This window comes from Kineococcus sp. GCM10028916 (genome assembly GCF_042674865.1).
Taxonomy (GTDB): Bacteria; Actinomycetota; Actinomycetes; order Actinomycetales; family Kineococcaceae; genus Kineococcus.
In genome coordinates this window covers 422,827-435,448 of sequence record NZ_JBHTFM010000003.1, presented here as the reverse complement: position 1 = coordinate 435,448, position 12,622 = coordinate 422,827, and the positions used below count along the sequence as shown (strand labels likewise).

At 73.3% G+C, this 12,622-nt stretch carries 14 protein-coding genes; 5 read left to right on the top strand and 9 right to left on the bottom strand.

The annotated features are described in order from the left end of the window. Positions 1 to 11: 11 nt before the first annotated feature. The gene (locus ACFQ46_RS04660; RefSeq protein WP_380257662.1) at positions 12 to 1,055 is read left to right on the top strand and encodes an esterase-like activity of phytase family protein; all 1,044 of its coding nucleotides are present in this window, start codon (positions 12 to 14) and stop codon (positions 1,053 to 1,055) included. Between the two features lie 7 nt (positions 1,056 to 1,062). Here the strand turns inward: ACFQ46_RS04660 and ACFQ46_RS04655 are convergent, their stop codons facing one another. Continuing rightward, positions 1,063 to 2,220 carry an epoxide hydrolase family protein gene (locus ACFQ46_RS04655; RefSeq protein WP_380257660.1) on the bottom strand — a complete coding sequence of 386 codons (1,158 nt, stop codon included), beginning with the start codon at positions 2,218 to 2,220 and terminating at the stop codon, positions 1,063 to 1,065. A 61-nt stretch (positions 2,221 to 2,281) separates the two neighbouring features. Here ACFQ46_RS04655 and ACFQ46_RS04650 point away from each other — a divergent pair, with 61 nt between their 5' ends. Beyond that, complete coding sequence (locus ACFQ46_RS04650; RefSeq protein ID WP_380257658.1) at positions 2,282 to 2,794, top strand: CGNR zinc finger domain-containing protein; 513 nt, start codon at positions 2,282 to 2,284, stop codon at positions 2,792 to 2,794. A gap of 20 nt (positions 2,795 to 2,814) precedes the next feature. Here the strand turns inward: ACFQ46_RS04650 and ACFQ46_RS04645 are convergent, their stop codons facing one another. From ACFQ46_RS04645 to ACFQ46_RS04630, 4 genes are read right to left on the bottom strand one after another with little or no spacing between them, the layout of a single operon-like run. Then, positions 2,815 to 3,888: an aldose epimerase family protein gene (locus ACFQ46_RS04645; protein WP_380257656.1), complete on the bottom strand. Its 1,074-nt coding sequence runs from the start codon at positions 3,886 to 3,888 to the stop codon at positions 2,815 to 2,817. Between the two features lie 10 nt (positions 3,889 to 3,898). Further along, complete coding sequence (locus tag ACFQ46_RS04640; RefSeq protein WP_380257654.1) at positions 3,899 to 4,126, bottom strand: hypothetical protein; 228 nt, start codon at positions 4,124 to 4,126, stop codon at positions 3,899 to 3,901. Further along, positions 4,123 to 5,538, bottom strand: a complete 1,416-nt coding sequence (locus ACFQ46_RS04635; protein ID WP_380257652.1) for a PspC domain-containing protein — start codon at positions 5,536 to 5,538, stop codon at positions 4,123 to 4,125. Before ACFQ46_RS04635 ends, ACFQ46_RS04640 begins: the two co-directional genes overlap by 4 nt. A gap of 44 nt (positions 5,539 to 5,582) precedes the next feature. Beyond that, a complete protein-coding gene (locus ACFQ46_RS04630; RefSeq protein ID WP_328294223.1) occupies positions 5,583 to 5,996 on the bottom strand; it encodes a PspC domain-containing protein in 414 nt (137 codons plus the stop codon). 114 nt (positions 5,997 to 6,110) lie between these two features. On the opposite strand from ACFQ46_RS04630, the gene ACFQ46_RS04625 reads away from it, so the two are divergent. The 3 genes from ACFQ46_RS04625 (at position 6,111) to ACFQ46_RS04615 (ending at position 9,140) form a co-directional block, all read left to right on the top strand. After that, positions 6,111 to 7,340 carry a sensor histidine kinase gene (locus ACFQ46_RS04625; protein WP_380257649.1) on the top strand — a complete coding sequence of 410 codons (1,230 nt, stop codon included), beginning with the start codon at positions 6,111 to 6,113 and terminating at the stop codon, positions 7,338 to 7,340. Positions 7,341 to 7,369: 29 nt separating this feature from the next. Then, the gene (locus tag ACFQ46_RS04620) at positions 7,370 to 8,023 is read left to right on the top strand and encodes a LuxR C-terminal-related transcriptional regulator (protein ID WP_380162268.1); all 654 of its coding nucleotides are present in this window, start codon (positions 7,370 to 7,372) and stop codon (positions 8,021 to 8,023) included. Positions 8,024 to 8,129: 106 nt separating this feature from the next. After that, a complete protein-coding gene (locus ACFQ46_RS04615; RefSeq protein WP_380257647.1) occupies positions 8,130 to 9,140 on the top strand; it encodes a Gfo/Idh/MocA family oxidoreductase in 1,011 nt (336 codons plus the stop codon). Positions 9,141 to 9,218: 78 nt separating this feature from the next. On the opposite strand, the gene ACFQ46_RS04610 is transcribed toward ACFQ46_RS04615, so the two are convergent. The 4 genes from ACFQ46_RS04610 to ACFQ46_RS04595 are packed head-to-tail and all read right to left on the bottom strand — an operon-like array spanning position 9,219 to position 12,598. Beyond that, positions 9,219 to 10,823, bottom strand: coding sequence for an MDR family MFS transporter (locus ACFQ46_RS04610; protein ID WP_380257645.1), 1,605 nt, complete (start codon positions 10,821 to 10,823; stop codon positions 9,219 to 9,221). A gap of 29 nt (positions 10,824 to 10,852) precedes the next feature. Next, on the bottom strand, positions 10,853 to 11,431 hold the full coding sequence (locus tag ACFQ46_RS04605; protein WP_380257643.1) for a TetR/AcrR family transcriptional regulator: 579 nt from the start codon (positions 11,429 to 11,431) through the stop codon (positions 10,853 to 10,855). A gap of 47 nt (positions 11,432 to 11,478) precedes the next feature. Beyond that, positions 11,479 to 11,811: a hypothetical protein gene (locus ACFQ46_RS04600; RefSeq protein ID WP_380258427.1), complete on the bottom strand. Its 333-nt coding sequence runs from the start codon at positions 11,809 to 11,811 to the stop codon at positions 11,479 to 11,481. Continuing rightward, positions 11,795 to 12,598, bottom strand: a complete 804-nt coding sequence (locus ACFQ46_RS04595; protein ID WP_380257641.1) for a GPP34 family phosphoprotein — start codon at positions 12,596 to 12,598, stop codon at positions 11,795 to 11,797. The genes ACFQ46_RS04600 and ACFQ46_RS04595 overlap by 17 nt, the downstream gene beginning before the upstream one ends. Between the last annotated feature and the right edge of the window lie 24 nt (positions 12,599 to 12,622).

The following is a 12,622-nucleotide window of genomic DNA, read 5'->3' as shown; positions in this document are numbered from 1 at the left end:
CGTGCTCGCCCGTGAAGAGAACCCTCGCGTCCGTCGTCGTCCTCGCCACCGTCTGCACCCTCGCCGCGTCCGGGGCCGCGAACGCGGGCACCACCGGGAAGGCCGCCGCCACCACCGCCCGGTGCAGCACCGCCGTCGCAGTGACGGGTTTCGACGACCACCTCGACGAGACCACGTTCGCCGGGACGCCGGTCGCGAACCTGTCGGCCCTCGCCCCGAGGCCGGACGGCTCGCTGCTGGCCCTCTCGGACCGCTCGGAACTGTTCACCCTCGACGGTGACCGCAACCCCACCGGTGTCGTGGCGCTCCGCGACGAGGAGGGCGCCGAACTGGACAGCGAGGGCCTGGTCACCGACCGGGACGGAACCCTCTGGGTGTCCTCGGAGTCCGGTCCCTCGGTCCGGCACTACAGCACCGACGGGACGCTCCTGGGTGCCTTGCCGCTCCCCCCGGAACTGCAGGTCGCCCCCGCCGGGAGGGCCCAGGAGAACCTGTCCCTCGAAGGACTGACGCTGTCGGCCGACGGGCTCACCCTCTTCGCCGACGACGAGCAGGACCTGCTGGGTGACGCCGACGGTGTGCTGCGGATCCAGACCTGGCACCGCGCCGACCTGACCGCTCCGTTCGCCCTCGCTGCGCAGTACGCCTACCAGACCGACCCCGGCCTCGGCGTTCCCGAGCTGACCGCGACCCCCGACGGCCGGCTGGTCCTGGTCGAACGCGAGTTCATCGCCCAGGTCGGGAACACGGTCCGCCTCTACGTCGCGGACCCGGCGACCGGGACCGACGTGAGCTCGGTGCAGGACCTGACCCCGGACAGCCCCGTGCTGGCCAAGACCCTGCTGGCCGACCTCGTGACCTGCCCGACGCTCGGGGCGGTCGCGGAACAGCCGCAGCTGAACCCGCTGCTGGACAACGTCGAGGGCATGGCCCTGGTGTCGAACCAGGGCGACCGCCGCCTGAACCTGCTGCTGGTCAGCGACGACAACCAGCGCCCCACCCAGACCACCCGGTTCTACGACCTCGACGTCACCCTCCCCGTCCGGCCGTCCTGAACCGCCGTCACCCCGCCGTGTCGCGGAAGAAGGCGAGCACGTCCTCGGCGAGCAGTCCGGGTTCCTCGCGGGCCGCGAAGTGACCGCCGCGGGGCATCTGCGTGTACCGCGTGAGGCGGTACCGGTGTTCCACCCAGCTCCGCGGTGGTGGGGCTCCGAGGTCGGCGGGGAACAGGGCGAGCGCGGTCGGGACGGTGACCCGTTCCAGCGGGGGCAGGAATCCGTTGCCGCTCTCGTAGTACGGCCGGAACGAGGTGGAGATCGAGTTCGTGAACCAGTAGAGCGAGGCCTGGGTGAGCAGGAAGTCGTCACCGAACTTCGCCGCGGGATCACCGTCGCAGTCGCTCCAGGCGCGGTACTTCTCGAGGATCCAGGCCAGCAGCCCGGACGGGGAATCGCTCAACCCCTGGGCCAGGGTGAGCGGACGGGTGCTGTGCTGGTGGCCGTAGGCCCCCTCCGCCTCCCGCCACGCGGCGAGACCGTCGAGGTAGGCCCGCTCGTCCTCGTCGAGTTCCCCGTCGGCTTCGTCGTGGCGGGAGTCCACGTCGAGGAGGTGGATGCCGACGACGGCCTCGGGGTGCGCCTGACCGAGCCGGCCGGTGACGCCGGCCCCCAGGTCGCTGCCGTGGGCGCCGTAGCGCTCGAAGCCGAGTTCGTCGTGCATCAGCCGGTGCCAGAGTTCGTGCGTGGGCAGCGAGTTCTCGAGGTCCGGACGCTGTCCGGAGAACGCGAACCCCGGCAGGGACGGGACGACCACGGTGAGGGCGTCACGGGCGTCCCCGCCGAACTCCGACGGGTGCGTCAGGCGCCGGGCGAACTCCGTGTGCTCGAGGAAGGAGCTCGGCCAGCCGTTGGTGAGGACGACGGGCAACGCGTCGGCGCGCTCGCCCTCGAAGAGCAGGTGGTGCACGAGCGTCCCGTCGATCTCCACGAACCGGGACGGGAGGGCGTTCAGCGCCGCCTCCTGGGCGCGCCAGTCGTACCCGTCGGCCCAGTGGGCGACGAGGCGGCGCAGTTCGCCGCCGTCGGTGCCGGCCTGCCAGGCGGGGAGCGGCCAGGCCGTGGCCCAGCGCGTCGCGCGCAGGCGCGATCGGAGGTCCTCCAGCTCGGCGTCGGGGACGGCGAGCAGGGGACGGGCGTCCGGGGTCTTCCGCGAAGTCGACACCAGTGGAGACTAGAACCGGTGTCGCTCTGTGGCAACACCCCTGAAGTCGTAAGCTGGTGTCGTGAACGCAGCGGTCGTGGACCTCGAGGTCGTGGAGCAGTTCCTCAACACCCTCGACGAACGGACGTTCAGCCGGCACGGCGAGCAGCACGTCCGCCGGGACGCACTCACCTCGCCCGGAGACCTGTCGACCTGGCTGGACGAGCACGACCTCGCCGGCGACCCGGTCCGCCCGGCCGACGTGACCACGGCCAGGGCGCTGCGCTCAGCGTTGCGCGAGGCCCTGCTGGGCGGCGAACCCGCGTTGGACCGCTTCCCGCTGCGCCTCGTCGCGGACCCGTCGGGGGGTCTGCGGGTGGCTGCGCGGACCGGCGTCGTGGGTATCGACACCCTCGTCGAGACGGTGGCCGTCAGTGTCGCCTCGGGCCGCTGGAGCCGGCTGAAGCTGTGCGCGTCCGAGGACTGCCGCTGGGCGTTCTACGACACCTCCCGCAACGGTGGCGGACGGTGGTGCTCGATGGAGGTCTGCGGCAACCGCCACAAGACGCGGACCTACCGCCGGACCCGGGGTTGACCGCCGGGGTCCGGGAGCGCTCAGGCCAGGCCGAAGCGGAACTCGGTGACCGTGCGGAACTCCTCGCCGGGCTGCAGGACGGTCGTCGGGAACTCGGGGTGGTTCGGGGCGTCGGGGAAACCCTGGGCCTCCAGGGCGAACCCGGCCCGCGGCCCGTAGGTCTGCCCCGCCTTGCCCACGAGCGTCCCGGCCAGTGAGCCCCCGGTGAAGAACTGCACCCCGGGCTGGTCGGTCCACACCTCGAGGGTCCGCCCGGAGACGGGTTCCTCGACCTTGGCCGCGAACGTCACGTCCCGGCGCCCGCCGGGGACGTCGGCCAGGACGAAGCAGTGGTCGAAACCCTTCCCGCGGGCCAGCTGCTCGTCCTCGAGGTCGACGCGGTAGCCGACCGGAACGGGTTCGCGGAGGTCGAACGGGGTGCCCTCGACGGGGCGGAACTCACCCGTCGGCAGTCCGCCGTCGTCGACGGGGAGGAATCGCTCGGCGGCGACCTGCACGAGCTGAGCGTCGACCGTCCCCGCTCCGTCGCCCGCGAGGTTCCAGTAGGCGTGGTTCGTGAGGTTCACGACGGTCGTCGAATCGGTGGTCGCGCTCGCGAGGACGGTGAGGACACCACCGCGCAGGACGTAGCTGACGTGCACCGACAGGTTGCCGGGGAACCCGTTGTCGCCGTCGGGGCTGAGCAGCGAGAACCGGACCCCGCAGGCCCCCTCGACGGGGTGGGCGCTCCAGCGCCGTTCCGAGAACGGGTGCGGTCCGCCGTGGATCGCGTTGCCGCGGTCGGTCGGCGGGACGGCGAAGGTGATCCCGTCGAGGGTGAACGTCCCGCCCCGGATGCGGTTGGCGAACCGCCCGATCGTCGCTCCGAAGGAGCGTCCCTTGGCGGTGTAGGGCGCCAGGTCGGAGAACCCGAGGACGACGTCGACGAGGTTCCCGTCCCGGTCGGGGACGAGCACCGACTGGATCCTCGCGCCGTGCTCGACGAGACCGACCCGCACCCTCCCGTCGTCCAGGACCCAGCGCGCGATCGGGGTTCCGTCCTCGAACGTTCCCCAGGCCTGCTCGACGGTCACGGTTCCCACCGGGTTCTCCACGCGCCCGAGGTTACCGGGGCCGGTCGTCCTCGGCCCGGGGAGCCGCCCGCGCGGCACCCAGGGCCCCCACCGCCGCGGTCGTGACGACCGCGACGCCGGTGAGCAGGAGAACTCCGGCGGCGTACCACTTCCAGTCCCAGCTGCGGTCGAGGACCTCGTGCGCCGCGACGGCCACCGCGAGGGCCACCAGGACGAGACCACCGAGGACGGCCCCGACGTCGGGACCCCGCGGGTTCACCGGTCCTCCAGGAGGGTCGAACCGGCGGCGGCGAGGCGGACCTCACCGGTCCAGGCCACGGCCTGCAGTTCCGGGGTGCCCGCGGGGACGGTCCAGCCGGCGGGATCGTCACCGCGGACGACGAGGGTGTCGGCGAGGGCGGCCGCGTCGGGACCGACGGCGAAGACCTGCCTGAGGTCGGCGCCGTCGACGGAGTGCTGCGTGGCCGTGCCGTCCAGCGCCACGACGTCGGCGTCGTCCTGCCACCGGACCGAACCGACGAGGACGCGCACCTCGACGAGCACCGTCGCGTCGTCGGGGACGAGGACGTCGAGGCGCCCCGCGGCGATGGTGGCCCGGGCCGGTCCCCCGTCGAGGCGGGACGGGTCGACGCTGAGCTGCCCGACCGCGGAACTCAGCGCGGTCGCGCCGGTGGGGCTCCAGGTCTTCTGCACCTGCCAGGTCCAGCCCGTCGCGGGCGGGAGGAGGGAGGTGGCGACGGCGCAGAACGCCGCGGGCCAGGCGAGCCCGACCAGGGCCGTGCGCCGGCCCCGGACCCCGGCGAGGACGGCCCCGAACCCCATCACGGCGACGGCGGCGCAGCAGGCCAGCGGCACGGTCCGGCCGGGGAGGTCGACCAGCAGGCCGAGGACGACCACGGCCCCGGCGGCGAGCAGCGCGAGACCGAGGACGGCGGTGGTGAGCAGGGGCGATCCGGGGCGACGGCGGGCCTTGGCCGCGGCCGCCCGCTCCTGCGCGCGCTCCTGGGCGAGGCGGTGCTTCTCCGCCCGGGCGGCGGCGCTGCGTTCGGTCGCGGACCCGAACCCGGCGACGGGTTCACGGACGGGTCCTGGTTCGACGGCGGGCGGGGGCTCGGGCTGGTCCCGGTGGGCCGACGACGGCGGGGCCTTCGGGGTCTTCACCAGCGAGAGGCGGGGTCGCGGTGGCGCGAACTGCGTGAAGCGCTGGTCGCGCAGCACCCACCAGCCGAGCAGCGCGACGAGGGTGGTGATGAGGAAGCCCCAGCCGGGCCCGGCCCGGCCGGTGGTGAGGATCCCCACCAGGGCCCGCGGCACGAACAGGTCGAGGACGACGAGGGCACCGGCCAGCCAGGCCGCCCCCGAGACGTCGCCCCGGGTCACCGCCTCGGCCTCGATGCGCCCGGCCTTCCGTGCGTCGGGCAGCAGCAACCAGGCGAGTCCGTAGCAGGCCAGACCGAGACCGCCGACGGCGGTGAGGGCGGCGACGGTCCCCCGCACCAGCAGGGGGTCGTACCCGGTGCGGGCCGCGACGGCGCCGCAGACCCCGGCGAACCAGCGGTCCTCGCCACGGACGACCCCGAGCCCGCGCACGGAGCGGAAGAACGTCGCCCGGCAGTCCCGGACCGGCCCGGTGGGGGCGGGTCCTTCCGGCGGGGCGGTGGTGCTGGTCACGGGTCGACTCTCCCGGTAGGCGGCGGGACGGGGGAAGGGGGGTCTCAGAAGATCCAGCCGAGGCCGAGCAGGCCCTGGCCGAGGATCAGGTCGAGCACGACGAGCCCGACCGCGAGGGCCAGGGCGCCGGAGACGTCGCCGCGCTGGGCCGCCTGCGCCTCGATGCGCCCGGCCGCTGCCGAGGCGTCGGGCAGCAGGGCCCAGGCGAGGCCGTAGAGGCCGAACCCGAGTCCCCCGAAGAGGCTCAGCACGATGAAGGCGATCCGCACGACGAGGGGGTCGATGCCGAGGCGTCCGGCGATGCCGCCGGCGACCCCGGCGACCCAGCGGTCCTGGCTGCGGACGAGGCCGGAGCGGCGGATCGCCGCGAAGAAGCGGTCGGCGGAGTTCTGCGCGGCCGGGACCTGCAGGGTCTCGGGGCGGGGGTCGGTCTGCTGGGTGTTCTCGCTCGTGGTCATGGTTCGAGACTGCTCGCCGGGACACCCCCGGCACATCCGGGGTTTCCCTGAGTCGACCCTGGTTCCGGCGCTCGGGGGATCCCCGGGGTGGGGGTCGCGTGCCACGATCGGCGGGTGAGCACGCAGACGACGGCACCCCCCGCGACGGGGCCCGCACCGCGACCGGTCCTGGTCCGCGCGGTCGAGCACCGCCGGGTCGCCGGCGTGGCCGCGGGCGTCGCCGCCCACACCGGGATCCCGTCGTCGCGGGTGCGGACGGTGTTCGTCGCGGGGGCGTTCCTCGGGGGTTTCGGCGTCGCGCTCTACGCGGCGCTGTGGTTGCTGCTGCCCGACGAGAACCAGCTCGCGCTGCCCCCGGAGCAGCGTTCCGACGCCGCCGCGTGGGTCGTGGCGCACCGCAACGCCCTGGCCGGGATCGCCCTGGTCGTCTGCTTCGGGTTGCTGCCGGCGATGAACCTGCTCAAGGGGTCCTCGCGGTTCGCGGCCCCGCTGCTCGTGGCCGGCGCGGGCGTGGTGCTGGCGTGGGGCCAGCTCGACACGACCCGTCGACGTCGGCTGGTGGCGGACTCCACGGACGGGCGGCGGGCCGCGCTGCGGGTGGCGGTGGGCGTCGCGCTCGTCGTCCTCGCCCTGATGTTCCTGTTCGTCGTGGGTGACCCGACCCAGTTCTGGCGCTCCACGGTCGCCGGGTTGGGGATCCTCGTGGGGGTGACCGTCGTGCTGGCGCCCTGGGTGGTGCGGCTGTGGCAGGACCTCGGGGAGGAACGGGCGGCCCTGGCGCGTGAGCAGGAACGGGCCGAGCTGGCCGCCCACGTGCACGACTCGGTGCTGCAGACCCTCACCCTCATCCAGAAGCGGTCGTCGGACGCCGGCGAGGTCGCCCGGCTGGCGCGACGGCAGGAACGTGAACTGCGGCAGTGGTTGTACGGCGACCACGGGCAGAGCGCCGGCACGCTCGGGGCTGCGCTGCGGGCCGCGGCGACGGAGGTCGAGGACGTGTCGGGGGCCGTCGTCGAGGTCGTCGTCGTGGGCGACCTGGACAACCGGGTCCTCGACAAGCCGCTGACGTCGCTGGCCCAGGCGGCCCGGGAGGCACTGCTGAACGCCGGCCGGCACGCGGGTGGGACCGTGTCGGTGTACGCGGAAGCCGTGGGTGCGGGTGTGGAGGTGTTCGTGCGCGACCGGGGTCCCGGTTTCGAGGTGGACGACGTCCCCGACGACCGGCTGGGGGTGCGCGAGTCCATCATCGGCCGGATGCGCCGGGCCGGCGGTCGGGCGACCGTGCGGCGGCCCGCCGACGGCGGCACCGAGGTGGCGCTCGTACTGCCGGGAGGCACGTCGTGATCCGGGTCCTCGTCGTCGACGACCACCGCATGGTCCGCTCGGGCGTCCGCGCGGAGCTCTCCTCCGCCGACGACCTCGAGGTCGTCGGCGAGGCGGCCGACGTGAGCGGGGCGGTGGCGGCGGTGCAGCGCCTGCGGCCCGACGTCGTGCTGCTCGACGTGCACCTGCCGTCGGGGCCGGACGAGAACCCCGCGCCCGGGGCGGGATCCGGTGGGGCGCAGGTGCTCGCGCAGTGCGCGTCGCTGCTCACGGCCGACCCTCCGGTGCGGTTCCTGGCCCTGTCGGTCTCCGACGCCGCCGACGACGTCATCGCCGTGATCCGCCGCGGCGCACGGGGTTACGTCACCAAGGCCATCAGCGGCGAGGAACTCGCCGCGGCGGTCCGCCGGGTCGCCGACGGGGACGCCGTGTTCTCGCCGCGACTGGCGGGTTTCGTCCTCGACGCGTTCGGTTCCGGCGCCGGTGAGGTCGCCGCGGCCGACGACGAGCTCGACCGGTTGTCGGCCCGCGAGCGTGAGGTGATGCGGCTCATCGCCCGCGGCTACGCCTACAAGGAGGTCGCGAAGGAGCTCTTCATCTCGGTGAAGACGGTCGAGACCCACGTGTCCGCGGTGCTGCGCAAGCTGCAGCTGTCCAACCGCAACGAGCTGACCCGCTGGGCCGCCGCCCGCCGTCTCCTCTGACCCTTCCCCTCCTCGACCGACAGACCGCCGCGTTGACCCGCTGCCGGGGCTTCCCTAGCATTGGACCGGTCCACCAACGGACTCACGCCCTCTCGGAAGGACACCGATGTCCCAGCCCCTGCGCTTCGCGCTGATCGGCACCGGCCGCATCGGCCAGGTCCACGCCGCGAGCATCCACCGCAGCGGGGACGCCGTGCTGCAGGTCGCCTGCGACGCCCTCATCGCGGGGGCCGAACGGACCGCGGCGGCGTTCGGCGGCCGGGCGACGTCGGACCCGCTGGCGGCGATCCGCGCCGACGACGTCGACGCCGTGATCATCGCCTCCCCCACCCCGACCCACGTCGACCTGCTCGAGGCCTGCCTCGACGCGGGGCTGCCCGCCCTGTGCGAGAAGCCCATCGACCTCGACCTCGCGCGCGTCGACGCGATCCGCTCGCGCGCCCGCGCGGCGAAGGCCCCCGTGGTCCTCGGGTTCAACCGCCGTTTCGACCCGCACTTCGCGGAACTGCGCCGTCGCGTCCAGGCCGGCGAGATCGGTCGCCTCGAACACCTGGCCATCACCAGCCGCGACCCGGAACCGCCGCCCGCCGACTACGTGCCCCTGTCCGGCGGGATCTTCCGCGACATGGCCATCCACGACCTGGACATGGCCCGTTCCTTCGTGCCGGACATCGTCTCGGTGACCGCGGTCGGGTTGCGGCAGTTCGACACCGGGATCGCCGGTCACGACGACTTCGACGCGGCCGTGACGACCCTCGTGGGTTCCGGGGGCGAGTCGATCGTCATCACGAACTCCCGGCACAGCGCCTACGGCTACGACCAGCGCCTCGAGGCGTTCGGTCCGGACGGGCTGCTCGAGGTCGGGAACGTGACGCCGACGATCGTGCGTTCCTCGACCGGCGCCTCCAGTTCGACGGGCGAGCCGTACCGCCGGTTCTTCCTGGAACGCTACCGGGAGGCCTACGAACGGGAACTCGCCGCGTTCATCGCCACGGTCCGCGGCGAGACCGTCGCGGGTTCCCCCGGGTTCGAGGACGGTCGCGCGGCGCTCGTGCTGGCCGACGCCTGCGAGGTGTCGGCCCGCGAGGGCCGGACGGTCTCCGTCGACCTGTCCTGACGCGCGTTCCCGGTGGGATCGTTGCCTCCCCGGTGTCGTCCAGCGACATCGGGGAGGCAACGATCCCACCCGCGGCGGCTACTCCTTGAGCACGGAGGGGGTCGAGCCGGTGCCCTGGGCGGGAACCTCGGCGCGCTCCCCGGCGGCCGCCTCGGCCTCACCCTCGCTCATCGGAGCGGTGCTGGACAGCGGCACCTCGGGGAGGAAGAACGCGATGACGGTGCCGAGGAGGAACATCGGGACCAGCCAGAGGAAGATCGGGACGAGGGAGTCCGCGTAGGCGGTGACGATCCCGTCGGCCACGTCGGCCGGCAACGACCGGACCACTGCCGGGGTGAGGCTCGAGGCGCTGTCCGCGGAACCGCTCAGCACACCACCGAGACGCTCGGTGAGCCGACTGGAGAACACCGTGCCCAGGACGGCGGTGCCGACGGTGACCCCGAGTTCGCGGAACAGGTTGTTGGAACTGGTGGCGGTGCCGATCTCCTTCGGGCTGACGGCGTTCTGCACGGCCAGGACGATGATCTGCATGAACAACCCGAGACCCGCGCCGAGGATCCCGACGTAGACGCAGACCTGCCAGAGCGGGGTGGCGACGGACATCGTCGACATGAGGAACATCGCGACGGCGGCGATGAACGTCCCGGCGATCGGGAGCACCTTGTAGCGACCCGTCTTCGTCACCACCGCACCGGAACCGATGCTCGTCACCAGCAGCGCGCCGACCATGGGCAGCAGCAGCAGACCCGATTCGGTGGCGTTCACGCCGTAGGCCATCTGCAGGTAGGTGGGCAGGTAGGCCAGGGCGCCCATCATCCCGGCACCGACGACGAGGCCGAGGAGCGTGGTGACGACGAACGTCCGGTTCCTGAAGAACCGCATCGGGATGACGGGCTCGGGGACCTTGTTCTCGACGACCACGAACGCGACCGCCGCGAGGACGGTGGCGAGCGCCAGAGCGACGATGGTGGCCGAGCTCCACGCGTACTGCGTCCCACCCCAGCTCATCGTGAGCACGAGGCCGGTGGTGGCGAGCGCCAGCAACGTCATCCCGACGTAGTCGATCGGGGCGGAGTTGTGCCGTTTCGGCAGCTTGATGGTGAGGGCCGCGACGACGAGCGCGACGATCCCCAGCGGCAGGTTGATCCAGAAAACCCAGCGCCAGTCGGCGGCGTCGGTGAGCCACCCGCCCAGCAACGGGCCGGCGACGGCGGAGACCCCGAACACCGCGCCGATGGGGGCCATGAACTTCGCGCGGTCCTTGGCGGGGACGACGTCGGCGATGATCGTCTGGGACATGATCATCAGCCCGGAGCCGCCGAGGCCCTGGAGGAAGCGGAACGCGATGAACTCCGTCATGCTCTGCGAGAACCCGGCGAGCGCCGAACCGAGCAGGAACACCGCGATGGCCACGATGAACAGGCGCTTGCGCCCGACGAGGTCGCCGACCTTGCCGTAGATCGGCATCGCGATCGTGATGGCGAGCGTGTAGGCGGTGATGGCCCAGCTCATGTGCTGGAGACCGTCGAGTTCACCGACGATCGTGGGCAGCGCCGTGCCGACGATGGTCTGGTCGAGGGAGGCGAGCAGCATGACGAGCACGAGGCTGGTGAAGATCCAGCCGATGCGGGGTTTCGCCCGGTCGGCGGCCGGGGGCGCGCTCGAGGGCACGGTGGTGGACACGGGGTTTCTCCTGCGGGTGCGGGGTGGGATCAGGACGTGAGGGAGCGCAGCGCGGACCAGGCCGCGCGCGTGGCGGTGACGGGGTCGGGTTGCAACCCGGCGAGCCAGCCCATGCCGCTGACCCGGGCCATCGCGCCGGCGATCGCGGCGATGGCCTGGGCGGTGAACTCGTCGACCCCGTCCCGGGCGACGACGGCTTCGGCGAGCGCCTTCTCGCCCTGCGCGACCCGGCCGAGGAGACCGGGCAGGAGTTCGGGCGAGCTCTCGACGAGGCGCATGACCTGGAGGCTGCGTTCGCGGTCGTGCTTCTCCGCGCTGGTCCGGGCGACGAACAGGAGTTCCAGCGCGTCGACGACGGGACCGTCGGAGGACGTGAACGTCGCGAGGTTCTGCTCGCTCCAGGGAACGGCGTTGCTGAACAGCGCCTCGTCCTTGGTGGCGAAGTAGTTGAAGAAGGTGCGCCGGGAGATCCCCGCGCGCGCGGCGATCTCGTCGACGGTGACCGCGTCCCAGCCGTTGGCGATCGCGAGGTCGAGCGCGGCTTCCGCGATCGACGTGGTGGTCTCGGTGCGTCGGCGTTCGCGGAGGGAGGGCTGGCCTGCGGTCACGTCCTTATCTTGCACTCAGTGCAAGGAGTGCGTCAAGTGCAGAAAGTTTACTCTGCGCAGACTTCGGCGAACCACTCCGCGTAACCCGTGTTCTTCGCCAGGTGCCGTGTCAGGTCGGGGGCGTCGTCGTCCCACCAGACGGGGCCACGCTCGCCCAGTCCCCGCTTCGCCGCCTCCACGCGCTCACGGGCCGCCGTCCGGGCCGCCTCGTCCCCGGACCGCATCGCCGCCCCCTTGGCCCGGCGCGCCGACATCAACTCCTCGACGAGCTCCTGGCGACGTTCCGGCGCCAGCGACGGGTCGGAGCAGCGCCACAGCCGGCCCCGGACGACGACGTAGCGACCGTCGGGGGTCGTGAGGGGATCAGTCACCCCCACCACCGCCACCGCCGTCTCCCCCACCACCGTCGGAGGAACCCCCGTCGGAGTGGCCACCGTCGGAGTGACCGCCGTGGTGGCCGTGGCCGTGGTGGCCACCGTCACCGGAGTACCCGCCGCCACCGTCCGTCCCGGAGTCGCCCCCGCCGGCGGACTGCAGGAGCACGGGGACGGCCGTCTCGATGTCCGCCAGGGCCTGCAGCACGTCGGCCGGCAACGTCCGGGCGGTGGCCAGGACCGCGGCCGCCTCGCCGGGGTCCACGCCGTCCGGCAGTCCGGGGACGACGCCGAGGCCACCCACGCCCGCGAGCAGCGCCACCAGGCTGACCGTCGCCGGGTCGACGGCGGCGGCTGCGCGTCGGACCCCGGCCGCCGTCAACGCGGCCGCGACGGACTCCTGCTGCGGTCCGAGGACCGCCGGCTCGGGCCACCAGCGCACCACCGGGAAGACCAGGAGCCGATGACGACGTTCGGTCACCAGCGCGCCGGCCTTCTCCAGCTCGGCCACCGACTCCGCCCACAGCGGGCGCTCGACGAGCCTGCGGAGGGTGGCGCGGACCGCGCCCGAGGTGAGCGTGACCGCCCCCAGCGCGGCGGCCAGGCGGGGTACCGGGTCCCGGCCGGGGAGGACCCGCAGCGCCGTGACGTCGAGGTCGGCCACCACGCGACCGGCGAGGACGAGGTCGGCGAGCAGCGCCCCGGCCAGCACGGCGGCCGCCGAGCGGGCGCTCACCCGGCGGCGACCGTCGGGGTCCAGCAGGAGCAGGGCGGCCCGGTCGGCGATCAGCACGTCACGAGCCTAGGGCGCGACGAC